Annotated in this window: 25 protein-coding genes and 1 pseudogene; 19 read left to right on the top strand and 7 right to left on the bottom strand. The window is 49.3% G+C overall.

Annotated features, from left to right (window positions below):
• From C792_RS0110305 to C792_RS14975, 5 genes and pseudogenes are all read left to right on the top strand, one after another.
• Nucleotides 1–612: a hypothetical protein gene (locus C792_RS0110305; protein ID WP_017549366.1), complete on the top strand. Its 612-nt coding sequence runs from the start codon at nucleotides 1–3 to the stop codon at nucleotides 610–612.
• 92 nt (nucleotides 613–704) lie between these two features.
• The gene (locus C792_RS0110300; RefSeq protein ID WP_017549365.1) at nucleotides 705–896 is read left to right on the top strand and encodes a hypothetical protein; all 192 of its coding nucleotides are present in this window, start codon (nucleotides 705–707) and stop codon (nucleotides 894–896) included.
• Between the two features lie 59 nt (nucleotides 897–955).
• Nucleotides 956–1,930: a helix-turn-helix domain-containing protein gene (locus C792_RS0110295; RefSeq protein ID WP_017549364.1), complete on the top strand. Its 975-nt coding sequence runs from the start codon at nucleotides 956–958 to the stop codon at nucleotides 1,928–1,930.
• Between the two features lie 93 nt (nucleotides 1,931–2,023).
• A pseudogene (locus tag C792_RS14470) lies at nucleotides 2,024–2,296 on the top strand (secondary thiamine-phosphate synthase enzyme YjbQ); the annotation flags it as partial.
• A 213-nt stretch (nucleotides 2,297–2,509) separates the two neighbouring features.
• Nucleotides 2,510–2,680 (top strand): hypothetical protein, encoded by a 171-nt coding sequence (locus C792_RS14975; protein WP_017549362.1) that lies wholly within the window; start codon nucleotides 2,510–2,512, stop codon nucleotides 2,678–2,680.
• Between the two features lie 585 nt (nucleotides 2,681–3,265).
• On the opposite strand, the gene C792_RS0110280 is transcribed toward C792_RS14975, so the two are convergent.
• Nucleotides 3,266–4,219 carry a metal ABC transporter solute-binding protein, Zn/Mn family gene (locus C792_RS0110280; protein WP_017549361.1) on the bottom strand — a complete coding sequence of 318 codons (954 nt, stop codon included), beginning with the start codon at nucleotides 4,217–4,219 and terminating at the stop codon, nucleotides 3,266–3,268.
• Between the two features lie 348 nt (nucleotides 4,220–4,567).
• Between C792_RS0110280 and rpmG the strand changes: the two genes are divergently transcribed.
• A complete protein-coding gene (rpmG, locus tag C792_RS14790) occupies nucleotides 4,568–4,717 on the top strand; it encodes a 50S ribosomal protein L33 (RefSeq protein ID WP_046790732.1) in 150 nt (49 codons plus the stop codon).
• Between the two features lie 142 nt (nucleotides 4,718–4,859).
• Nucleotides 4,860–5,732 (top strand): bifunctional 5,10-methylenetetrahydrofolate dehydrogenase/5,10-methenyltetrahydrofolate cyclohydrolase, encoded by an 873-nt coding sequence (locus C792_RS0110275; protein WP_017549360.1) that lies wholly within the window; start codon nucleotides 4,860–4,862, stop codon nucleotides 5,730–5,732.
• A gap of 53 nt (nucleotides 5,733–5,785) precedes the next feature.
• Here C792_RS0110275 and C792_RS0110270 read toward each other — a convergent pair whose 3' ends face one another.
• On the bottom strand, nucleotides 5,786–6,190 hold the full coding sequence (locus C792_RS0110270; protein ID WP_017549359.1) for a YolD-like family protein: 405 nt from the start codon (nucleotides 6,188–6,190) through the stop codon (nucleotides 5,786–5,788).
• A gap of 125 nt (nucleotides 6,191–6,315) precedes the next feature.
• Between C792_RS0110270 and C792_RS0110265 the strand changes: the two genes are divergently transcribed.
• Both C792_RS0110265 and C792_RS0110260 read left to right on the top strand, forming a co-directional pair.
• Nucleotides 6,316–7,335, top strand: coding sequence for a lactonase family protein (locus tag C792_RS0110265; protein WP_017549358.1), 1,020 nt, complete (start codon nucleotides 6,316–6,318; stop codon nucleotides 7,333–7,335).
• A 1-nt stretch (nucleotide 7,336) separates the two neighbouring features.
• Nucleotides 7,337–7,621 (top strand): hypothetical protein, encoded by a 285-nt coding sequence (locus C792_RS0110260; protein ID WP_017549357.1) that lies wholly within the window; start codon nucleotides 7,337–7,339, stop codon nucleotides 7,619–7,621.
• Nucleotides 7,622–7,764: 143 nt separating this feature from the next.
• Here the strand turns inward: C792_RS0110260 and C792_RS0110255 are convergent, their stop codons facing one another.
• The 4 genes from C792_RS0110255 to C792_RS0110240 all read right to left on the bottom strand — a co-directional run bounded on the left by C792_RS0110255 (nucleotide 7,765) and on the right by C792_RS0110240 (nucleotide 10,826).
• Nucleotides 7,765–8,028, bottom strand: a complete 264-nt coding sequence (locus C792_RS0110255) for a GNAT family N-acetyltransferase (RefSeq protein WP_017549356.1) — start codon at nucleotides 8,026–8,028, stop codon at nucleotides 7,765–7,767.
• A gap of 15 nt (nucleotides 8,029–8,043) precedes the next feature.
• Nucleotides 8,044–8,967, bottom strand: coding sequence for a manganese-dependent inorganic pyrophosphatase (locus tag C792_RS0110250; protein WP_017549355.1), 924 nt, complete (start codon nucleotides 8,965–8,967; stop codon nucleotides 8,044–8,046).
• Nucleotides 8,968–9,029: 62 nt separating this feature from the next.
• Nucleotides 9,030–9,581: a cysteine hydrolase family protein gene (locus C792_RS0110245; RefSeq protein WP_017549354.1), complete on the bottom strand. Its 552-nt coding sequence runs from the start codon at nucleotides 9,579–9,581 to the stop codon at nucleotides 9,030–9,032.
• Nucleotides 9,582–9,644: 63 nt separating this feature from the next.
• The gene (locus tag C792_RS0110240) at nucleotides 9,645–10,826 is read right to left on the bottom strand and encodes an MFS transporter (RefSeq protein WP_017549353.1); all 1,182 of its coding nucleotides are present in this window, start codon (nucleotides 10,824–10,826) and stop codon (nucleotides 9,645–9,647) included.
• Nucleotides 10,827–10,931: 105 nt separating this feature from the next.
• Here C792_RS0110240 and C792_RS0110235 point away from each other — a divergent pair, with 105 nt between their 5' ends.
• From C792_RS0110235 to C792_RS0110190, 10 genes are all read left to right on the top strand, one after another.
• Complete coding sequence (locus C792_RS0110235; RefSeq protein WP_017549352.1) at nucleotides 10,932–12,383, top strand: nicotinate phosphoribosyltransferase; 1,452 nt, start codon at nucleotides 10,932–10,934, stop codon at nucleotides 12,381–12,383.
• Between the two features lie 7 nt (nucleotides 12,384–12,390).
• Complete coding sequence (gene nadE, locus C792_RS0110230; RefSeq protein WP_017549351.1) at nucleotides 12,391–13,230, top strand: ammonia-dependent NAD(+) synthetase; 840 nt, start codon at nucleotides 12,391–12,393, stop codon at nucleotides 13,228–13,230.
• 35 nt (nucleotides 13,231–13,265) lie between these two features.
• Complete coding sequence (locus tag C792_RS14465) at nucleotides 13,266–13,910, top strand: DUF2179 domain-containing protein (RefSeq protein ID WP_017549350.1); 645 nt, start codon at nucleotides 13,266–13,268, stop codon at nucleotides 13,908–13,910.
• Entirely contained in the window at nucleotides 13,879–14,073 is a 195-nt protein-coding gene (locus C792_RS0110220) for an NETI motif-containing protein (protein ID WP_017549349.1), read from the top strand. Before C792_RS14465 ends, C792_RS0110220 begins: the two co-directional genes overlap by 32 nt.
• A gap of 103 nt (nucleotides 14,074–14,176) precedes the next feature.
• Nucleotides 14,177–15,472, top strand: coding sequence for an adenylosuccinate lyase (purB, locus tag C792_RS0110215; protein ID WP_017549348.1), 1,296 nt, complete (start codon nucleotides 14,177–14,179; stop codon nucleotides 15,470–15,472).
• Between the two features lie 35 nt (nucleotides 15,473–15,507).
• On the top strand, nucleotides 15,508–16,194 hold the full coding sequence (locus C792_RS0110210; RefSeq protein ID WP_017549347.1) for a M15 family metallopeptidase: 687 nt from the start codon (nucleotides 15,508–15,510) through the stop codon (nucleotides 16,192–16,194).
• A gap of 128 nt (nucleotides 16,195–16,322) precedes the next feature.
• Nucleotides 16,323–16,991 carry a heptaprenylglyceryl phosphate synthase gene (pcrB, locus tag C792_RS0110205; protein ID WP_017549346.1) on the top strand — a complete coding sequence of 223 codons (669 nt, stop codon included), beginning with the start codon at nucleotides 16,323–16,325 and terminating at the stop codon, nucleotides 16,989–16,991.
• A 15-nt stretch (nucleotides 16,992–17,006) separates the two neighbouring features.
• Nucleotides 17,007–19,178 (top strand): DNA helicase PcrA, encoded by a 2,172-nt coding sequence (pcrA, locus tag C792_RS0110200; RefSeq protein WP_040608805.1) that lies wholly within the window; start codon nucleotides 17,007–17,009, stop codon nucleotides 19,176–19,178.
• A gap of 9 nt (nucleotides 19,179–19,187) precedes the next feature.
• Nucleotides 19,188–21,158, top strand: a complete 1,971-nt coding sequence (ligA, locus tag C792_RS0110195) for an NAD-dependent DNA ligase LigA (RefSeq protein WP_017549344.1) — start codon at nucleotides 19,188–19,190, stop codon at nucleotides 21,156–21,158.
• A gap of 2 nt (nucleotides 21,159–21,160) precedes the next feature.
• A complete protein-coding gene (locus C792_RS0110190; RefSeq protein ID WP_017549343.1) occupies nucleotides 21,161–22,372 on the top strand; it encodes a CamS family sex pheromone protein in 1,212 nt (403 codons plus the stop codon).
• 70 nt (nucleotides 22,373–22,442) lie between these two features.
• On the opposite strand, the gene putP is transcribed toward C792_RS0110190, so the two are convergent.
• Nucleotides 22,443–24,011: a sodium/proline symporter PutP gene (putP, locus tag C792_RS0110185; RefSeq protein ID WP_017549342.1), complete on the bottom strand. Its 1,569-nt coding sequence runs from the start codon at nucleotides 24,009–24,011 to the stop codon at nucleotides 22,443–22,445.
• Nucleotides 24,012–24,266: the final 255 nt, after the last annotated feature.

The following is a 24,266-nucleotide window of genomic DNA, read 5'->3' as shown; positions in this document are numbered from 1 at the left end:
ATGGAGAAAGTAACAAGTGTAGAAATGGCTAAGGTAGCATTAGATGAGAAAGTAGAAGACCTAAAAGAGGTAAAAGCTGAGGTAAACAATGTAATTGAAAAGGTAGAACAGATTAATGATGAGCATAATAAGGAGCTAGAAACACTTACAGAACAGATTGAGGCTGTAGAGGCTAATAAGGCAGATGTAACAAGCATGGATGCTCTAAAGGAACTCACAAAGAATCAGGAGGAGCTTAAGCAAGATCTTAAACTTGCTGAGGAGTTGAGTAAGACACTTAAAGCAAAAGGCATTAAGCAGATAGAGGATGTAGTTACAAAAGTATTTGAAAAGCATAAAGAGGCTACAAAAGTATTTAATGAAACTGAGCAGGCAGTTACTAAAACTGTTTCAATCTCAACAGTAGTAGAGGACAGTAAATATTTAAAGGATCATGCTACTACAATAAATCAAGCATTTGGCTACTGTAACAATATCTTGCTTGATTACAAGATTGTAAAACAGGGAGAGCCTAGGTACAAATCTTATCACTTAGGCAAGAGAGGGCTGTACCCTCATCTAAAAGAAATATTTGATCAGCAGATTTTAAGGGATCATAAAGTATTTATCTAAACTTTGACATATCGCTGTTTATATAGATTTCACATAAAAGGCAGGGGCATTAGTACCTCTGTTTTTTCTATTATCTAAAGGGATGGTTATGAATGTTAATGACTGATTACACTGTTAAAGAGATTTTGTACAGTTTCTATTTTGTAGGTACTGACTTTAAAGAAATATGTGCAGAGTATGAGGAGCTACCTCCTTTATTGATCAATGGCATTATTACAGGGCAGATCAGACCCAATATATTCAATGAGTTCATGACAAAGGCAGAGCACAGGGAGAACTTATAAACACAGTAGAGAGCTGTAGGGAGATAACATAAAAGACAAAGGGAAAGGGAGAGTTACCTATGAGGAAAAAGGGAGAAAAACAAAAGTTGACCAATAGCACCTATACCAAGATTGCAGATAGATATTTGATGAAATTGTTAATAAAGAAAACATGGACTATTGAGCTTGTGGGGAGATTCATTTCTAAAGATTATGAAATTACTGATCAAAAGGCATTTAAAAAGTGTATGAGGATAATTAAGAGAGAATATAATGAGCACAAGCAGGAGCAGTTAGATCAGCAACTGGATCAGGTTTTTAACATTATTAAGAGACCACAGAAAATAGGTATCAACAAAGATAATAAGATCTGCAGGCTTTACCCACAGCCTATTATTGTAGATGGAGAAGTGACTGGGGTTAAATACTTCACTAATAGAAACTATCTTTTACCATCCTACTTATTCAATCACTGGGAGCAGAAAGAACTGATAAATGATTTTAGGCATTTAGAGACTGAGGAGCAGTATGATCTAGTTAATGATATGTTTAACAAAGGCTACAGCAAGACAGATATAGCTAAGGTCTGCAGAACTGCATATAATAGAGTTAATACATTGTTAGACAGTGATAATACTGATGTAGCTGAGGAGCTTACAGATGTAGCTGATCTTACTGCTGAGGAGCAGGCATTACATAAAGAGTTGCAAGATGAGTTTAATGAGGAGGCTAAAGAGTTAAAGGGCATTACTGAGGAGGATGAGACTGATAAGAGACCTAAGAAAGTACTAGATATTGATCTGCAGGAGTTAAAAGATCTTAAGGAGTCAGGAATGAGCACTAGAGAAATCTGTATCTATTACAAGTGTAGTAGGGACTCAATTTACAGCAGACTCAAACAGATAGGGTTGTCAGGTAAGACTAATATAGGTGTTACAAGCAGGGAAATCTTAGCAGATGCTACTGCAGGTTTTTCTACTGAGGAGATAGCTGACAAGCATAATATATCAACTGGGCTAGTCAGGCAGAGGCTACAAGTCATTAGGGGATATTGAATATGTTGTAGATAAGTGGAGGGGGCAAAGCTGTAGAGACATTTGCTCCTCTTTTTTAGTGTTTTATATTGACTGTATTTGTGATCATCTGATACCACTGCTGGCATCACAATCAATGAGAATGCAGATCCGGATGTCGTGCGGGACCTGGTCCACGGAATGAATGACACTTTCGACAACAAAGAGGCGTACCGGCACGCCGAAGGTAATTCAGACTCCCATATGAAATCATCGCTCGTGGGCGCGAGTGAGACGCTGATTGTGGAAAATGGCGAAGTGATCTATGGCACATGGCAGAGCACATACTTCGCAGAGTTTGATGGCCCGCGGAGGAGAACCGTCTATGTTAAAGTGGTCAAAGGATAATTGATCCGCGCAGACATAGAAAAACCTGCACCGGGTGAGTGCAGGAAAAATAGGAGAAATTTTTATTAAGAAAATGGAATAGGTTGTAGTTAATGTTAATTAACTAACTTCATAATACAGAATTTTCAGATTAATTTCAAGGGCTTATTTCATTTTTCCGATTTATTTTTCCGGTATTGGGTAAATGATATCAAAAGGGTATTGGAGGCAGTTATGGAATTCATCAGATCATTATTTGTATTTCTTTTTAAGTTGTTCATTGTGCTGCTCGTCGTGGCAGCAGCGGGAATTGCCGTTCTGGCATTCTTCCTGAAAAAAGATGTGGATGAAATCAAGGAGTTCACGGAGAATCTGAAACGGGAAACCAACACGGAAGGTGAATAGACTGTTTTGTGAAGCGGGACACTCAGGGTGCCCCGTTTTGTTCTGGCCGGCTCACCTCATTATTCCCGATTCGTTGATGTGAGGGGGGGCGCCTTAACGGCTTGGTTTCGATAATGTGAGGTCGGGGCATTATCGGAATGGAATTAAAGACAAGAGAGGCAGGGCTCTTATCATGGATTGCCGGTCGATAATAAGAGAAACGGCCGGCTTGTCTTCGATCGGAGATCGATAATAAGAGCCGTGGGACCTCTTATCATCGAAATAAAATCAATGATAAGCGGAGCTGTTCTCTTATTTTCGAAACCGGATCGACAATAAGAGCCGGGGACCTCTTATCATCGAAATAAAATCAATGATAAGCGGAGCTGTTCTCTTATCTTCGAAACTGGATCGATAATAAGAGCCGGGGACCTCTTATCATCGAAATAAAATCAATGATAAGCGGAGCTGTTCTCTTATCTTCGAAACTGGATCGACAATAAGCACGGTGCACCGGCAGGTTCTTGCATCTCATCGTCCCGTGGATAACGGTAATGACACCTTCACCAAAAAACGCCCCCGAAGGGGCGCTCTGCTAATCCGGGCCTATTCATTCAACGCTCTGTCGATCACCCGGACATTTTCACGCATGAGCGACTGATAGGTCGCATCGTTTGGATCTCTGTCGGTCAGGACGGAGAGATTGTGGAATTCCAGCGGTTCGGTATTTGTTTCCCGCCTTATGGTGTCGGCAATCTTGGAAGTGAGGTTCTGTTCATAAAGTATATAGGGAGCCTCATGTGCTTCGACGTTTTCTATGATTTCGACGAGTTCCTGCTGGGAAGGTTCCTGATTGTTCATACCGGTGATTCCGACCTGGTTGAAATGGTACCGGCCTGCGAGATAACCGAGGGATTCGTGTGAAATGTATATGGTGTCGCGCACAGGCGCTTTTGTTATGGACTTGAATTCTGCATCGATGTCTTTGATATCATCCGCGAGAGTCTCGAAGTTTTCAGTATAGAGCGCTTCCTGCTCCGGATTCATCTCCACCAGCCTGTCCTTTACGGACTCGGCCATCTGAAGGGAAAAGATCGGATCGAGCCATATGTGAGGATCTTCCGAGCCATGTTCGTGTTCCTCCTCATCGTGGTCATGCCCTTCTTCTCCGTGGTCATGCCCTTCATGCATTGCTATGAAATCGTCTTCTGAAATGCCGGCACCCGCGGCGTAGAATTTGCTGTGGTCTCCGACTGCATTTTTGATCTTTTCAGCGACGGGGTCGAATTCATCGGTAGTGTAGAGGAACAGGTCCCCGCCGGCGAAGCCGATCATCTCTTTTTGTGTAGGTTCATAGGAGTGGACGTCGACGCCGTTCGGATAGATGGTTTCGACATCAACCGTATCTCCGCCGATCTGTTCGGCGAAACTTTTCAGGGGGAAGACGGTGGTATAGATCTGGAATGCCTCATTTTCACCGCCACCGTCCCCGCCGTTTCCGCAGGCGGCAAGTGTGAGTACCAGCAGAGTCGTATATATGGCTGTCATCAATTTTTTCATGTATGTATGCTCCTTTTATTTGGCATAGCGGAATGATTACGATTTAAAATTATATCGTAACGGTTACGATTGCACAAGGGAGAATCGTTATTTTTATAAAAGTATTGAAAAAAACACCAGGAACGCTTAAAATGGTTAAGGCGGTTTAATGAATACGGGGATCTGGCTGATATTGTACAGCAATCGTTTCATCCCACATGGGGGATGATCAACTGGCCAGTTGAAAAGTAGCCCGGCAGTACTTTCAGAGTGCTGTCTGACATGGTATAATATTAATATTGTTCCAATTTTGCAGATCCATCACCGCAAATCGAACTAGAAACACGTATAGCAAAGGAGGCGGAACTGATGAGAGTAAATGTAACTTTGGCTTGCACTGACTGTGGAGATCGTAACTACATTACGACTAAAAACAAAAAAAACAATCCTGAGCGTATTGAAATGAAAAAATACTGCCCTAGATCAAACAGCTACACACTTCACCGTGAAACGAAGTAAGTGTCGCTTTCCGGCCGCCTGGTTACAGGCGGTCTTTTTTATGCACATATATGATTAGTGGAAGTTCCCGTGTTTATTCTGCTATGATTGAAAGGAAGGAGTACGTTTGATCTCATAAAAAACCATGGAGGAGAACTTGCTAATGACGACGATTATGGAAGGTAAGAAAGTTGCTGCCTATCTTTCCGGAGAGATCGCGGATGCACTCGCGGAATCCCGTAAGCACGGGATCAATCCGAAGGTGGCCTTTGTCAGGATCGGCGAGCTGACGGATGCGGTCTCCTATGAAAATGCGGCAGTGAAACGTTTTGAAAAGCTCGGCATAGAGACGGAGCAGTATCACTTTGCGGGGGATGTTTCCGCGAAGGCATTCCTGACGAAATTCAGGGAGATCAATGAGGACTACTCGGTCAATGGTATCCTGCTGCTGCAGCCGGTGCCGAAGCATATCGACATGAAGCGGGTCGTGGAGCTGATGAATCCGATCAAGGACATCGACGGCATGACCCCGATCAATATGGGGAAGGTGTTGACGGGAGAGCCGGACCGGCTTGAACCATGCACTCCCGCTGCGGTCATGGAAATCCTGAAATTTTATGAAATCGGCCTCAAGGGCAGGAATGTCACAGTGGTCGGCGCGAGCGCGGTTGTCGGAAAACCGCTTACCCTGTCATTGATTAACAAGGAAGCAACGGTGACCACCTGCAACCTCTATACCGATGATCTTGTCGACAAATGCAGGAACGCGGATGTGATCATCAGCGCAGCCGGTGCCAGAAACCTGATCGGCGACGCGCATGTCAAAAAGGGCGCAGTCGTCATCGATGTCGGCATCAACTTCACCGAGGAAGGGAGGATGGTCGGTGATGTGGACTACGAAGCGGTCAAGGACAAGACATCATATATCACCCCTGTGCCGGGTGGTGTGGGCGCAATCACTACGACCGTGCTCGCCTATCATCTGATGATGGCGACAGATTTCCAAAAAGAGCCGGTGCTGTTCCTCGAGGACTGACCGGCGTGGACCTGCCGGGGGCTCTCCCCCGGCTTTTTTGAATTCGCATTTTTTTACAGCATCACTATATCGAGTATGTCCATGAAGGAGATGAAAACCATGCCGTCTGCCGGACTGTCTGCATTCTGTCCGATCAGCATCATGCTCCATGTGTCTATCGTCATAATGTCTATCGTGATGTAAAAACGCCTGCCGTCATAGTAGTATTCGACTTTTATCCGCCGTTTATCCTGCCGCGCTCTTTTCAGTATGCGGTCCATCTCCTCCAGCCGGTCATCGGAGAGTTCCGGGCGGCTGATCTTTGTCTGGTCTCCGACCAACCGTTCGACGGTTTCGAATTGTTCAGGCATCGTGGCAAAAGGAGCCCATTTGATCATCCCTCTGCCCTGTGGAATATTGGAGTCCAGTTTTTCCGTGGGTATATCCCGATAATCCATCTGCATCGCCTCTTCTTTCATAAACTTTGCCCCTATTATACGAACATATGTTCTATTTTTCAACGGGCAGTTATGAATCTGTTCATTTAGGGAATGGGGATGTGTATGCTAAGATTATTAGAAAGTGGAATTAGGAGGAAGTATAAATGATCGGATATATAGGAAGCTACACCAAAGAGAACGGCCAGGGGATATACCGGTATGAGCTGGATTCTGAAAAAGGGGAATTTAAATCTGTCGAAGTCGCGGCACAAACACCGAATGCGACTTACCTGGACATTCAGAATGACCGCGTCTATGCGATCAAAAAAGGAAAGACGAAAGGCGGCGTGGCAACGTACGAAATCGCCGATCTTGAAACGGGCGGACTCAGGTTCATCGACGACTGCCTGGAAGAAGGCGGGTCGGGGTGCCATCTGATGCTGACGTCGGATCAGAACCATCTGGTGGACACCGTCTATGGGTCCGGGGAGGTCCGCCTTTACGAAGTGGATGACAGAGGTGTTGTGACCGACCGGCTGGATGTCTTCCAGATAGAAGGGGACGGTCCCCACGAACGCCAGGACGGCCCGCATACCCATTTTGTAACGGAGACCCCGGACAGGCAGTATCTTGCGGCAGTGGATCTCGGTGCCGATAAGCTGGTCACGCTGAAAATCGCCGAAGGGAAATTGGAGCAGGTGGCGGAGTGCAGTGTAGCACCGGGCAGCGGTCCGCGCCATCTTGTGTTCAACGAAGCGGGGGACTATGCGTTCATATTCACCGAACTGTCCAATGAAGTGATCGGCGCATCCTATGAAGACGGCATCTTCACGCCGGAGGATGTTTATTCAGCCCTGCCCGAGGATTTTGACGGCCATTCACAGGGGGCGGCAATCCGCAGGCATCCGAACAGGAAGTTTCTGTATGTGTCGAACAGGGGACACAACAGCATAGCGGTATTCAAAGTGGACGATAGCGGCAGGAAACTTGAGAGGATCCAGATTGAACCGACCCATGGTGAGTGGCCGCGTGACTTCAACATTACACCGGACGGAAAATATCTCATCTGCGCCCACGAGCGGTCCCATAACCTCGTTCTGTTTGATGTGAATGAAGACGGCACGCTCACCCGCCGTGAAAGCGAAGCGGAGGCACCGGAAGGCGTCTTCGTCGGATTCCTGTAAGATGAAAAAAAGTACAGTGATCATCATGTTCATCCTCACGGCGGTTCTGCTGCTTGTTCTGCCGCTTGCTGACAGGACGAGTGGCTCGGAACGGGTCATCATAGACAATACGCTCCAGGAAATTGTTCATCCCTCCTGCTTTGACCAGGCGGAGCTCACCAACTATATTGATGAAGTGTCCTATTCAAGGGCCACAGAGGAGCTCGGATATACGGTGGAGGATGAATGTTCCAAACAGTATCTGGAAGAAGGCAGGGAAAGTGTAATAAGTAAAATATTCAGTTAGAAAAAGATGCTTTATTATATTGATTTTTCAGAAAATTAATGATACTATTCAGTCATACCATTTTTTCATTCTTTCAACTATTATTTTTTTTGGAATTGCTTTCCATTAAAAACGCCCCGCTTTTGCGGGGCGTTTTTAATGATCTATTTTATTTTGACGTCATCGTAGGAATCGTCTTTGATGGCTGCCGCCACATACGGGCATGTCGGCTGGATCTTCTTGTCATTGTCGCGTGCCATCTCGACAATCTCATCGACGAGATCTTTGGCAAGACCTCTGTTGCGGTATTCGGGATCTGTAAACGTGCTGGTCACATCATAGTAGTCGTCATGCTCTTCGTAGATGAGTTCGGCGATGATGTTGTGCTCTTCCTCGAGAAAAAGTTTTCCGTCTTCCTTCTTAAGCATGAAACCTGCTCCTTTCTATGACAAAGCTTTGGTGATGTTCGGCACAACCTGTTTCTTGCGGGAGACGACTCCCTCCAATACTGCAGTGTTGTCATCAAGGGCGACATCGAATGCTTTCTCGACAGCACCGGATTCCTTGCCGAGTGACAGTACTTTGGAATCGGATTTAAGGATATCAGTCACAACGAGTACGAACAGGTCGTAGCCTTCCGCCTCAATCTGGCGGTTGATCGCCGCTTCGATTTCTTCTCGCCGTTCAAAGACTTCATCCACATCCACGACATTGATCTGGGCGATGCGCGTCGTCTTGGTACCCATGTCGAAGGATTTCGCATCTCCTGTAATCAGTTCCCCGGCGGACTTGTCCCTGGTGGATGCCCCCGCCTTGAGCATGTCGATTCCGTACGCTTCGAGGTCGACGCCAGCAATCTCCTTCAGTTCCGACGCTGCATCGATATCCTCTTCAGTCGTTGTCGGTGATTTGAACAGCAGTGTATCCGAGATGATTGCAGAAACCATCAGCCCCGCCATTTCCTTTGTGATTTCAAGCCCGTTTTCCTTATAGACCTTGTTGAGGATTGTCGCTGTGCATCCCACAGGCTCCGCACGGTAGTAGAGCGGGGATTCTGTGTGGAAGTTTGCGATGCGGTGGTGGTCGAACACTTTCAGGATCTCCGTTTTTTCGACATTGTCCGCAGACTGCTGGAACTCATTATGGTCGACCAGGATGACCCGCTCGCCCGCGTCGAGTGTCCCGAGCGCCTCCGGTGATGCGATGCCGAAGTGTTCAAGCGCATATTGCGTCTCCGCATTGATTTCACCGAGACGGAACGCTTTTGCGTCGTGACCCAGACGGCTTTCGATGTCTGCTGCAACAATCGCGGATGTGATCGTGTCCGTGTCCGGATTCTGATGTCCAAAAATTTTAACTGCACTCATATTTAATGTCTCCTTTGATATGTTATTACTATTCCCATTTTATCACTCAGCCACTCATTCTTCTATCGTTCAACTGTCGCTCCGAGTGAATTTTTGAAGTGTTCCAGCGCAAACGTGTGCCCCTCGGGGTTGAATGAACCCACGCACGATGCAGGCACTGTGATCCGGTATCCATTATTATATGCATCCACTGCGGTGTGCAGTATGCAGATGTCTGTGACGAGACCGGTAAGGGTAAGTGAATCGATTCCCCTTTCCGCGAGCAGCTGCCCGAGATTGGTGCCGGCAAAAGCGCTGTACCGGGTCTTATCTATGAAAAATACATTTGGCGCAGATTCGATCTCTTCATAGATCTCCTTCACCCTGCCGAACAGTTCACGCCCCTTGGTACCGGCGATGTTGTGCGGCGGAAAAAGCTCTGTTTCAGGATGGTGTTCGTCCCCTTCCTGGTGGATGTCCATCATGAAGAACACCGGGCGTGCGGCTTCATGGAATTCACCAATCTTATCCACAAGTGCCTCTTCGATTTCGAGAGCGGGTTCCCCGGCGGTGAGTTTTCCCTCCGGTGCGGCGAAATCGTAGGAATAATCGATGACGAGCAATGCTTCTGACATATTGATGCCCCCTTTTTCCGATTGGTCTGTTACGTTCATTATTCCATTAAACGGTGCAGAATTCTATCGAACGGCAGCTTTTCTTTTCTGCATGAAAAAAATATTCATGACGACCAGCACCAGGATGAGGCATGCAAAGAATGTGAAGTAGTGTGCACCGCCGGTCGTACCGATGATTGCGCCGCCCACCACCGGACCGGAGATGCTGCCGATGCTGAACATGATGCCGGCCATCAGATTGCCTGCCGGCAGGTTTGTTTTCGGTGTGATGTCGGTCATATAGCTGATGCCGAGTGAGTACATGGAGCCGACGAAGATGCCCGCCAGTGTGAAGGAGAGGAGCAGCATGATGAATGACCCGCTGAACATCTCCATCATGAGGAACACGGCCACCCCGAGGGCGAGCAGTATGTTGATGAGCTTCCCCCGTCCGACCCTGTCACCGAGCCCGCCGATCGGCACCTGGAGCAGTATGGCACCGAGGCTGAAGGCCGGCAGGATCCATGTGATTTCCGACAGCTCGAAATCATGCCGGATGGCAAACACGGGGAAGTTGCTGTTGAGGGAGGCCTCGAGTACCCCGTAGAGCATGGGGAATAAAAATGCCACCCAGCTCGTTTTCAGCACATCCCTGAAGTTTTTGAGTGTATTGAACAGGCTGGCCTGTACGCCGGTGTCTTCCGGTTTGGCATCCTCCGCCCCTTTCAGCAGGAAAATCAGTGGCCATGCCATCATCGTCAGCACCCCTGAGGCCAGGAACGGCAGCGGCTCCCATATTGTTACGAGTTCGCTCACTTTTGGTCCGATCATGAAGCCGGCCGAGAAGAACAGGCCGTAAAAGGCGATGACTTTGCCGAGTTTGTGCTGCGGTGTGCTTGTGGTAAGCCATGTCTGCGTGCTGAAATGCAGTGCGTTGTCCCCGATGCCGACGATGAGGCGCAGTATGAACCACAGCCATATCGAATCGAGCAGCGGAAATGCGAGTAGTGACAGGCCCACGATGGCGCCGCCTGTGATGATCATCGGACGGAAACCGTATTTTCGGAGCGGCGCTTCGATGAACAATGCCGACAGGAGTACACCTATATAGAGGCCCGATGCATGGAGCCCGTTGATGGTGGCATTGACCTGCCGGTTTTCGAAAATGAATGATATGAGGGGGAGCAGCATACCCTGGGAGAACCCGGATATGCAGACGATGACGGACAGGATGATGAAGCGTGCCCTGAAGCTCTCTGATTTCATGTTATGCCTCCAGACGATTATAGTAATGGTACAGTATATTCTTGTGTTAAACTGATTATAAATAATTATAACTGATTTACAGCATACATGGAGGGATTGGCAAGGATGTATAAATTTGAAGACGACAGCTTTATGCTCCACACGGATCTGTACCAGATCAACATGAGCCAGACATATCTGGAGCAGGGTCTGGCGGACCGTACTGCGGTGTTCGACCTTTATTTCAGGGAGGTGCCTTTCGGCAATGGCTACGCCGTATTTGCCGGCCTGGAACGCATCATCCATTTTTTGGAAAACCTCCGCTTTACAGAGTCGGATATTGAATATCTCAAAAGTCTCGGGTACGGGGATAGTTTCCTCGAATATCTGCGGGACTTGCGGTTCACGGGGAATGTACGTGCGGTGGAGGAGGGTGAGCTCGTATTCGCCAACATGCCGCTCGTGCAGATCGAAGCGCCAATCATTGAAGCGCAGCTGATTGAAACGGCGCTGCTCAACATTGTCAACTTCCAGACGCTGATTGCGACGAAGGCGAGCCGGATCCGCCAGCTTGTGCCGGACGACATGCTGATGGAATTCGGCACAAGGCGGGCACATGAATTCGATGCAGCACTGTGGGGCGCACGCGCTGCCATCATCGGCGGTTTCGACGGGACCAGCAACGTGCGGGCGGCGAAACTGTTCGGTCTTAACGCAAGCGGTACCCATGCCCACGCGATGGTCCAGGCATACGGCGATGACTATGATGCGTTCAAGGCCTACGCCGAGACGCACAGGGACTGTGTGTTCCTTGTGGATACCTTCGACACGCTGAGGTCGGGGGTGCCGAACGCAATCAGGGTTGCCAGGGAATACGGCGACCGGATCAACTTCCTCGGCATACGGCTTGACTCCGGCGATATCGCCTATCTGTCCAAGGAGGCGCGCAAGATGCTGGATGAAGCCGGGTTCCCTGATGCGAAGGTTGTCGTTTCCAATGACCTCGATGAAGTGACGATCGTGTCATTGCTGTCCCAGGGGGCAAAGGTGGACAGCTGGGGCATCGGCACGAAACTGATTACAGCGTATGACCAGCCGGCGCTCGGTGCGGTCTATAAGCTGGTTGCCGTGGAAAATGAATCGGGGGCGCTCGAGAACCGCATCAAGATTTCCGGAAACCCGGAAAAAGTCACGACCCCGGGCAAAAAGGATGTGTACCGCATCATAAATAAGTATACAGGCATGTCAGAAGGGGAATACATCACCCACGCCGGTGAAGAGGTGAATGAGGATGCGGCGCTGCTCATGTTCCATCCCGTCCATACGATGAAGCGGAAGCTGATCCGTTCATTCGAGAAGGTGGAGCTCCTGAAGGATATCTTCAGGGACGGGGAGCTCGTGTATGAAAGGGAAGAGATAGCGGACATAAAGCAGCGTCTTGAGAGCAACCTCTCCATCCTCTGGGAAGAATATAAGAGGTTCCTGAACCCGGAGGCATATCCGGTGGACCTGTCCACTGAACTGTGGCAGATCAAACAGGATCTTATCGAAGAAGCAAGTAATAAATCATTGGAGTGATTATGTCATGAGACCATTGCAGCGGGAAATAATTGATGAATTTCATGTGAAGCCCGAAATAGATCCGGAAACGGAAATCAGGGAAATCATCGATTTCATGAAGACATATGTGAAACACAACCCATTCATAAAATCGTTCGTACTCGGCATCTCGGGCGGCCAGGATTCAACCCTGCTCGGGAAGATGGTGCAGATGGCCGTCGATGAACTGAATCAGGAATCGGGCGGCGGCTATGCACTGCATGCTCTCCGTCTGCCCTACGGCAGGCAGAATGATGAGGCGGATGCGCTTGATGCAATGGAGTTCATCAGCCCGTCATATGCAGCAACCATCGATATCAGGCCGAGTGTCGATGCGAGTGTCAAATCGTTGGAGTCGGCAGGATATGAAATGAGCGATTTCGTCGAAGGGAATGAAAAGGCACGTGAACGCATGAAGGTACAGTATGCGGTTGCGGCAAGCCGGAACGGCATTGTGCTCGGGACCGATCACCCCGCAGAGGCCATCACGGGCTTCTATACGAAATACGGGGACGGGGCGAGCGATTTGGTGCCGCTGTTCGGACTCAACAAACGCCAGGGCAGGCTGCTGATGGAGTATCTTGGTGCGCCGGAGAATCTGCTCAGCAAAGTGCCGACGGCAGACCTTGAGGATGACAAGCCGATGATCAGTGATGAGGAGGCACTGGGGGTCACCTACAAAGCGATTGACGACTTCCTTGAGGGCGGGGATGTATCCGATGAAGACTATGAAACAATCATAAAATGGTACAGGAAATCCCGGCATAAACGTAACCTGCCGTACCACAGGCATAATTTACCGAAATATGAAGCGGAAAAGAAATAAAATTTCATAAATTGTAATCAGAGAGGGAATTTAGCATGATAACAGCCATTTCCACAAACCCCTGGCTGATGGTGCTTGTCATATTCGTCATCAATATCATATATGTAAGCTTTCTGACGATGCGCACCATTGCAACACTCAAAGGGTACCGTTATACAGCAGCAACTTTCAGTATCATGGAAACATTCGTCTACGTCATCGGACTGGGGCTTGTGCTTGAGAACCTGGACCAGTTCCAAAATGTCCTGGCCTATGCACTCGGTTTCGGGGCGGGTATCCTGGTGGGACTTAAAATCGAAGAGAGGCTGGCGCTCGGCTATCTCGTCGTCAATGTGATAACCGCCGAGAAAGACCGCGACCTGCCGACGAACATCAGAGACCTGGGATACGGTGTCACACACGGCTATCAGTACGGACGGGACGGGGAACGGACCACTATGCAGATCCTGACCCCGAGGAAATATGAGCGCAAACTCATCGCAACCATCAAGGAACTGGATGAGAAGGCGTTCATCATCACCCACGAACCGAAGAATATCAACGGCGGATTCTGGACGAAGGGCGTCAGACGCCGCCGTCTGAAGAACTATGAACCGGAAAACGTGGAAGAGGTGCTGGAGGAAATCTATGAAGAAAAGGAACGGGAAGATGCCGGAGAAGCCAAAGAAGAAAAAATTTAAAGTCACAGGCGGGGAAAGCCTGGAGGACTGTCTGGCGCGTATGCGTGCCGAAGGCTACGCCCCTGTGCGGCGCACTGAGCGGCCCGTATTCACAGAAAAAGCCGGCGAAAAGGCCGTTGACTATCAGGAGATAATATTTGAAGGAAAGCTGACAGAAGAATAGGCGCACTTATTTGCGAACATTGAAATTAATTATAATTTCAATGTTCGTTTTTATTGATGTTTGTTATAATGATACCGAACTGATAATGAAGGAGCGTGTATGCATGATTTCCCGTTATTCCCGTGAGGAAATGTCAAATATTTGGACAGAAGAGAACAGATTCAGAGCATGGCTTGAAGTGGAGATTCTGGCATCGGAAGCGTGGGCGGAGCTCGGTTTTATACCGGCGGATGAGGTGAGACTGATCAGGAAGAATGCTGAAATCGATGTCGATCGCATCAAGGAGATAGAAGCGGAAACCCGCCATGATGTCGTCGCTTTCACACGCCAGGTGTCGGAGACACTGGGCGAAGAGAAGAAGTGGGTGCATTACGGCCTCACTTCGACTGACGTTGTGGATACGGCGCAGAGTTACATCATCAGACAGGCGAATGAGATCATCGAACGTGGTCTTGAGCGTTTCATCGATGTGCTTGCTTTAAAGGCGAGGGAGCATAAGACGACACTGATGATGGGACGCACACACGGCGTCCATGCGGAGCCGACGACATTCGGCATCAAGATGGCGCTCTGGTACATGGAGATGAAGCGCAACCTTGAACGTTTCAGAAATGTCAGGAAAGAAATCGAGGTCGGCAAGATGAGCGGCGCGGTCGGTACGTTCGCAAACATCCCGCCGGAAGTGGAGGAGTATGTATGTGAACATCTGGGGCTCAGTGCTGCGGAAGTCTCCACACAGACGCTGCAGCGCGACCGGCATGCCTATTACATCGCCACTCTCGGGCTGATTGCGACATCGGTCGAAAAATTTGCGGTCGAAGTGCGCGGCCTTCAGAAGACAGAAACGCGGGAAGTGGAGGAGGCGTTCGGCAAGGGCCAGAAAGGTTCCAGTGCCATGCCGCATAAACGGAATCCGATCGGCAGTGAAAATGTCACAGGGCTCTCCCGTGTCATCCGCGGCTACATTACCACAGCATATGAAAACGTGCCGCTCTGGCACGAGCGCGACATTTCACACTCATCTGCCGAGCGTATCATGCTTCCGGACGTCACTATCGCATTGGATTATATGCTCAACCGGTTCGCAAACATCATCGAAAACCTGACGGTGTTCGAAGATAACATGAAGGCCAACATAGATAAGACATTCGGTCTCGTGTATTCACAGCGGGTCATGCTGACACTCATAGACAAAGGGCTTGTGCGTGAAGAGGCGTACGACCTTGTGCAGCCGAAAGCGATGGAATCATGGGAGACGAAGGTGCCTTTCAGGGAGCTCATCGAAAAGGACGAGCGGGTGAGAGAGCTTCTGACACCGCAGGAGATTGAAAGCTGCTTTGATGGAAACCATCACCTGAAGCGTGTGGATATCATATTCAAGCGTGCCGGACTCGAATAAACATATGGCGGTGCCGGTGCAGAAAGGGAAATTGTATGAGTAGCAAGCTGTTAACAGGGATGATTGTGTCAGCGGCGCTCCTTATGTCGGCATGCAGCATTACGCTGGATGAAGCGCAGACTGCCTCCCATGGAACATTTGAAAGACAGTATGAGCCGGCGGATATCGGCAGCCTCAATGCACTGCCTGACATCGAAGTTGCAGACGGTGTCACATATGTCGACGGCATACTGGTAGTCAACAAGGAAATCCCGCTGCCGCCGGACTACAACCCGGGGCTCCAGCAGGAAGTGATCGATGCTTACACCGAGATGTTTGCCGACGGTGCGGAGCGCGGCCTTGATTTTACTTTGGTCAGCGACTTCAGAACGTATGATTACCAGGCCGGCCTGTACAATGACTATGTTGCGCGGGACGGACGTGAGGCAGCTGATAAGTACAGTGCGAGACCGGGTCATTCCGAACATCAGACAGGCCTTGCCATTGACGTGGGATCAGAAGACAGTGCCACGACCCTCAGCGTAAAATTCGGCGATACACCTGAATATGAATGGATGAAGGATGCCGCACACGAGTACGGCTTCATCATAAGGTACCTGGAAGGTAAAGAAGAGATTACAGGCTATCAGTACGAGCCGTGGCATCTGAGATATGTCGGGGACGAGGCGGAGGCCATCTATGAAAGCGGCCTCACACTTGAAGAATATCTGGGGATTGATTGAATACTTTGACGCGGCTCATCGAGCCGCGTTTTTTGTTCGCAAAATCCATCGTTTTCACACATAATATAAAACAGTGAAGGCTTAAAAATGATATAATATCCTTATGAAATTTAATGGGAGTTTTCTATATGCTGAAGGAATGTAGACATGTATTCAAATTGGATCCTGCGAAGGATATTACTGACGAGGCACTCGCAAAAATCTGCGAATCGGAGACTGATGCAATCATCGTCGGCGGCACGGACGGCATCACGGAAGACAATGTGCTGAACCTGATGGCCCGCGTGAGGAGATTCTCCGTGCCCGTGGCGCTGGAAGTGACCTCGACGGAGGCTGTCGTACCGGGGTTCGATCATTACTTCATACCCGCCGTTTTCAATACGAAAGACATCAGATGGCAGCACGGCCTGATGCTTCAGGCGCTGGCCGAATACAGCCACCTGATCGACTACAGTGAAATGTCGCTGCTGCCGTACATCATCATGAACGAAGAATGCAAGGCATTTGAAAAATCGGATGCAGAACGCGTGACACATGAAATGGTGCCGCATTACATTAACATGTTGGACAAGCTCTACCAGACATCCTATATCTACATAGAATACAGTGGTACATACGGAGACCCGGAGGTCATGCGGATGGTGCGGGACAATGCCTCGCAATCCCATGTCATCTACGGCGGAGGCATCGGCGGTCCGGGTGAAGCCCGGGAGATGGCGCAGTATGCCGATACGATAGTGGTCGGCAATGTAATCTATGACAGTACGAAAAAGGCACTCAGAACAATTATCAAGTAAATTGGGGTTTTTAAAATGGACTTAAGTTTAATGAACGAAGAACAGAAACGGGCCATCCGGACGACCGAAGGCCCTCTGCTCATAATGGCGGGTGCAGGGAGCGGGAAGACACGTGTACTCACGCACCGTGTCGCATATCTGATGGAGGAGAAGGAGGTGCCGGCACGGAACATACTGGCCATCACTTTCACCAACAAGGCGGCCCGCGAGATGCGGGACCGTGTGTCTGCACTCATCCGTGACGGTGCTGCTGACATATGGGTCTCCACATTCCACGCGATGTGCGTGCGCATACTGCGCAGCAACATCAACTACCTCGGATATGAAAACAGCTTCTCCATCCTCGATCCGACAGACCAGCGTTCTGTAGTGAAGGATATACTGAAGCGGCGCAATCTGGACGTCAAACAGCATAATCCGAGAAGCATCATCGGTTTCATCTCCGATAAGAAGAATTCCCTGATCAGGCCCAAACAGAGCGCCGAAGAGGCGGAAGGCTACCTGGATGCACTCTACAGTGAAATCTATCATGATTACCAGCAGATCCTCTACCGCAACAGCGCACTCGATTTTGATGACCTGATCATGCTGACCATCGAGCTGTTCGAAAAGGAGAAAAAAGTTCTTGAACGCTACCAGAACCTTTTCCAGTACATCCATGTGGACGAGTATCAGGATACCAACCATGCCCAGTACCAGCTGGTCAGGATGCTTGCTGAAAAATACCGCAACATATGCGTGGTCGGTGACTCCGACCAGTCCATCTATAAATTCCGCGGGGCGGATATCACGAACATACTGAACTTCGAGGATGACTATCCGGAATCGGCGGTGATCAAGCTCGAACAGAACTACCGCTCCAGCAGAAACATCCTGGATGCGGCAAACGCCGTCATCGGCAACAATACCGAACGCAAGCCCAAGGCCCTCCGCACCGACCGGGATGGTGGGCCGAAGCTTACGAGCATCGTCTCTGATTCGGAACGCGGGGAAGGCCAGGAAGTCGTAAGGAATGTCCTCGACCTCTCATCAAAGTATTCCTACAATGACATGGCCGTCCTGTACCGGACCAACGCACAGTCCCGTGCGATTGAGGATGCGCTTGTGAAATCCAATATTCCATACAAGATGGTCGGCGGCATGAAATTCTACGACCGCATGGAGATAAAGGACCTCATGAGCTATTTGAAAGTCATCCAGAACCCGAATGACGACATCTCATTTGAACGGATAATCAATGTGCCGAAACGCGGCATCGGGCCGAAGACGGTGGACAAGCTGAAAGAGCACGGCCGTCACACGGGAGCGAGCATATACGAGGCAATCGGGGAGTCCGATTTCATCGGCATATCCAGGAACGCCGTCGTCAAGCTCATGAATCTGAACGATATGCTGGATAACCTTAAGCAGAAGTCTAAGTACATGTCCGTCACAGAACTCGTGGATGAAGTACTGGCGGATACCGGCTACCTTGACCTGCTGGAGAAGGAGAACTCGCTTGAGTCACGCAGCCGCATCGAAAACCTGGAGGAGTTCAGGACGGTGACCCGTGAATTCGACAAGGAGAATGAAGTGTCCGATGAACTTTTATTCACGTTCCTGAGCGACATGGCCCTGGTATCGGACCAGGACGGCGTCGAGGAGGACAGCGGAGTGACTCTGATGACGATGCATGCCTCAAAAGGTCTTGAGTTCAAAGTCATATTCATCGTCGGGCTCGAGGAGGGAATATTCCCGTCGAGGAGAGTGATGTTCGATGACAAGGAGCTTGAAGAGGAACGCCGCCTGATGTATGTGGCATTGACACGTGCTGAGGACATGCTGTTCCTGTCACGTGCGGACAGCCGCATGATCTACGGCAAGACGGAGTCGAATATGCGCAGCCGCTTCCTCTCTGAAATACCGGAAGAGCTTGTCCTGGGAGGTCAGGATGAGGCACCGCAGCCGATTGCATCGGGGAGCTTCCAGATGAACAGGCGCGGACCGAAGAAAAGGAGCCGTGTCATCACCAACAATAGCGGTACGAGCTTCACAGTGGGTGATAAGGTCGAGCACAGGAAATTCGGCGAAGGCATCATCTCCGGCATAAAGGGAGAAGGGGACAGCCAGGAACTCGACATAATATTCACGACTGTCGGCGTCAAAAGGCTGCTTGCAAACTTTGCACCGCTGACAAAGAAGGAGTAGGTAAATTTTATGGAAGAGAAAATCAAGAAGCTCCAGGACAGACTGAACCGTTATAACTACGAATATCATGTACTCGATGATCCCTCCGTCCCCGACAGTGAATATGACCGGCTGCTGCATGAACTGATTGCCCTGGAAGAGCAGTATCCGGCATCAAAGACGGATACTTCCCCGACTGTGAGGGTCGGCGGAGAGGTCATGAGCCGCTTTGAGAAAGTGGCGCACGACACGCCGATGCTCAGTCTCTCCAATGCATTCAACTCTGAGGAACTCCGGGCGTTCGATAAAAGGGTGCGCGACATGGTTGGCGAAGTGGACTATATGTGCGAGCTTAAGATCGACGGCCTCGCTGTCTCACTGAAATATGAAGCGGGCCGTTTCGTCCAGGGGACGACGCGCGGGGATGGTACAGTCGGTGAGAATATCACATCGAATCTCAGGACGATCAAGGCGATCCCACTTGAGATAAAGAGCCCTCTGTCTTTCGAAGTCCGTGGCGAAGCCTATATGCCCAAAGCTTCTTTTGAAAGGCTGAATGCGGAAAAGGAGGACAGGGGAGAGGGGTTGTTCCAGAACCCGAGAAACGCAGCGGCGGGGTCGCTTAGACAGCTGGACCCGAAGCTTGCAGCCAGGAGGAACCTGTCCATCTTCCTGTACAGTGTCAACAATCTGACTGAACTCGAAGCGGCATCCCAGAGTGAAGCGATGGACAGGCTTGATCAGGAAGGCTTCAAAACGAACCATGAGCGCAGGCTCGTGGATGATATTGAAGCGGTGATCGAGTACATAGAATATTGGACAAACCACCGCAATGGACTCGATTATGATATTGACGGCATCGTCGTCAAAGTGAATGAAATCAGCAAACAGGATCAGATGGGGTTCACAGCGAAATCGCCCCGCTGGGCAATAGCATATAAATTTCCGGCCGAGGAAGTGGTCACTGACATATTAGACATTGAACTCACAGTCGGACGGACAGGAGTCATCACCCCGACGGCGATTCTGACACCGGTTAAGGTGGCCGGGACGACTGTCGCAAGGGCATCCCTCCATAACCATGAAATGATTGAGCAGAAAGATATCCGGATCAATGACAAGGTCGTGATCAGGAAGGCCGGCGATATCATACCGGAAGTGGTCCGCCCAATACTTGACGAGCGTACCGATCAGGAAGTTTACGAAGCACCGACTGAATGTCCGGGGTGCGGTCATGAAACCGTCAAGCTTGAAGATGAAGTCGCGATACGCTGCATCAACCCGCAATGTCCGGCGCAGCTGGTCGAAGGGATGATCCACTTTGTCTCAAGAGGCGCGATGAATATTGACGGGCTGGGTGAAAAAGTGATCCGTCAGCTGTTCGATGCAGGGCTCGTCCGTGATATCGGTGATATTTACACGCTGGCGTATGATGACCTTATTCCACTCGAACGTATGGGTGATAAGAAAGTCAGCAATCTGCTTGCAGCGATAGAAACTTCCAAAGAAAACCCGCTCAGAAAACTTCTCGTCGGTCTCGGAATCAGGTTTTTGGGGGCGAAAGCGTCGGAACTCATTGCCGGGGAATTCGGTTCCATGGAGAACATCATGAAGCAGCCGGCAGAGCGGTTCATGGAAATACCTGAGATCGGTGAGAAGATTGCCAGCTCGATTGTGACATATACCGAGAATCCCGATTTTGCAGCTCTCATCGACAAGCTCGCGGGCTCGGGCGTCAACATGACGGAAGATAAGCCCAAATCAGGAAGCTCTGAATTTTCCGGAATGACTTTCGTCCTGACAGGCAGGCTTGAAGAGCTGGCACGCACGGAAGCAAAAGAGATGATTGAAGATGCCGGTGGCAAAGTTACCGGCAGCGTTTCAGGCAATACGGATGTAGTGGTGGCGGGAGCAGAGGCCGGAAGCAAGCTTGAGAAGGCACAGTCACTGGGTGTTGCAGTCTGGGACGAGAATGAATTCATTGAGAAGTTGAGGCAGTGATTATGAAAAAATTATATATCCTTACTCCATTGCTGCTGGTCTTTTTGGCGTCCTGCGGGACACCGGAAAGCGAAGTGGCCGATCAGACGCAGACGGCATCGGATGAAGAGGAAATGAACACGGCACCTGTAGAGGAACAGGAAGAGACGGTGACAAATGAAGTCGGGGAGGATCCGGGGTATTATCAGACGGTGATTCCCTACCAGATTTCACCATCACGCGGGCTGACAAGTTCCAATATGGTCTCAAGCTACAATATCGAGACATTCGAAAAAGGTCTTTTCGACATCAGCAAATCTGTTTTCAGCACGGATGATCATGTATTCCGGGAGGGTCAGGTCTTCACCGAAGAGATGGTCCGCGGCTTTTTGAGCCGTAGCTATACATCAGAAGAGATTGATGCGATGAGCGAGGAGGAGAAGGCGGATAACAATGCATTCAGCAACCTCGGGCTCAACCCTTCCACAGAGGGCGAGACAGATCCCGAAACAATCGCGGAAGAGGCACCGCTCTACCTCTCCCATATACTGGAACAGAACTACATGACCCAGGATGAGGACGGCAACATGGACTTTTCCGGCATGACGATCGGATTGGCGATGAACAGCGAGTACTACTACCAGGAGGAGGAGTACGGCGAAACATATACCAAAACGCTTGATGAACAGGAAGTGAGGGAGCAGGGAGAGCGCATGGCGGCCGAAATCCTGGAACGCATCCGTGCGAACGAACAGTATCAGGATATGACAATCGTGTTCGGCATCTTCATGCAGTCCGGTGAAACGGATATTACACCCGGACATTTCCTCTCCACCGCGACCGTTGAACCGGGCAGCAATGAAATTTCATCATTCACTGAAATTCAGGAGAACTATGTGCTCCTCCCCTCATCCGAAGCGGGAAGTATCAGCGAAGAGATAAACAGTGACTACCAGAACTTCAACAGAAAACTGGAATCATACTTCGACAGTTTTACGACGTCGGTCGGCGAGGGGTATTTCAAAGATGGCAATCTTGAACATCTGTCCATAGAAATACCTGTTGAATATACTTCACGGGGGGAAGTCATCGGGCTGGCCCAGTATGTCAGTGAACTCGTTCAGGAGCATTTCAGGAATACCAATGTGGAAATTTCAATCAAAGACAAGAGCAAAAGCTATGCGCTCATCACCAAGAATGAGGATGATGAGATGGATGTCCATATATATGAATAAGTCCGGATATACAAAAAGTACCGCCGAAGATCTCTTCGGCGGTACTTTTAAATTTGAGAACACGGGTGTGTTATCTCTCTTCCTTGAGGATTCTTACTGTTTCATCAAATTCTGCTTCGATTTCTTCAGTAACCCCTCTATCCTGCGTCAGCTTACTTACAATAATGGCTGCAAGTGTTGAAACTATGACGCCCGGAATCATTTCATAGAGTCCGGTACCGAAAGTACCTGCTGCAACCCATATGATTACTGTTGCTGCACCACCGACAATTGCTGCTACCGCACCTGAACGGGTCATACCTTTCCAATGCAGGGAAAGCACGACGAGCGGGCCGAATGCGGCACCGAAACCTGCCCAGGCGTTTGCAACGATGTTCAGTATTACAGACTCCTCATCCCATGCGATGAGGATGGCGACAAAGGCAACAAGGACAACGGCAAGTCTACCCATGAGAACGAACAGCTTGTCCAGTTCTTCATCGGACTTTGTCTCTTTTCCGATTACTTTAGTACGGATCAATTTATAGAAATCCTGTACAAGCGAACTTGAAGTGACAAGGAGCTGTGATGAAATCGTGCTCATGATAGCTGCAAGAATTGCTGCCAGGAAAAACCCGCCGATCAGTGGATGGAAGAGGACCTGGCTCATAAGTATCAGGATCGTCTCCGGGTCGGCGACAGCATGACGTGTAGCATCAGTGAATGCAATGCCGAGCAGGCCCGTCAGACATGCGCCGATCAGTGAAATCGACATCCACGTTATACCGATTCTGCGGGCATGCGGAATGATCCTGTGTGATCTGATGGACATGAAACGGACGATGATATGCGGCTGTCCGAAATATCCGAAGAACCATGCCAGGTTGCTCAGTATAGTGACGGCTGAAACACCACTGATGAACGACAGATAGTTGATGTCAGCAAGTGCGCCGAGCTCCTCGATCCTGACAAAAGGTTCTATGCCCTGTCCCGTCAGGTTCATCCATGTCACAATTGGTATCAGCACAATTGCGATGAACATGATTGTCCCCTGGAAGAAATCCGTCAGGCTGACTGCGAGATATCCTCCGAAAAACGTATAGATAACGACCACGGCGGCTGTGACGAATAATCCCCAATGATAAGGAAGATCGAATGCACTCTGGAAAAGCTTGCCTCCGGAAACCATGCCGCTCGCTGTATACACAGCGAAGAAAATGACGATGACAAGACCTGAAACAATTTTAAGCATATGGCTGTTATCTCTGAACCTGTTCTCAAAGAAGTCGGGAAGCGTAATCGAGTCCTTCGATACTTCCGAGTAGACGCGGAGTCTTGGTGCCACGATCCAATAGTTTACGTAGGCACCGGCTGTAAGGCCGATGGCAATCCATATACTGGACAGACCGACGCTGTACATACTTCCCGGAAGCCCCATCAGCATCCACCCGGACATGTCTGATGCTCCGGCAGACAGTGCGGTCACCCAGGGACCGATGTTACGTCCACCAAGCATATACTCGTTGAGGTTCGACGTAGACTGCTTATAGGCATAATAGCCGATTAAAATCAGGATTAAAAAGTACACAGCCATCATCGAATACTGTTCCCAACCAGCCGTAAAGGTGAACTCTGAATTTACTGCTGCGTTTAAAATCATATTATAAATCTCCTCCCCTTAGTCACAATACAAAAACTGGTTTTGTATTGCAAATTGAATTTGTGTATTTATCGCACCCGATACGCTGTATCCCCTGACATAATAACGATTATAGCGGGATAAAATTACACAACTTAATTATACTACAGAGGGTTTTTATTACAATGAATATTCAGAAAATAATGGTAAAATAATACACTTTTGTTCTGGGGTATGGGAAAATGCCCGTTGGATAGATTTTTACCGGGATATTTG

This window comes from Salinicoccus carnicancri Crm (assembly GCF_000330705.1).
GTDB lineage: Bacteria > Bacillota > Bacilli > Staphylococcales > Salinicoccaceae > Salinicoccus > Salinicoccus carnicancri.
The sequence above is the reverse complement of the archived record's forward strand: the minus strand, read 5'-3'. Positions and strand labels throughout refer to the sequence as shown.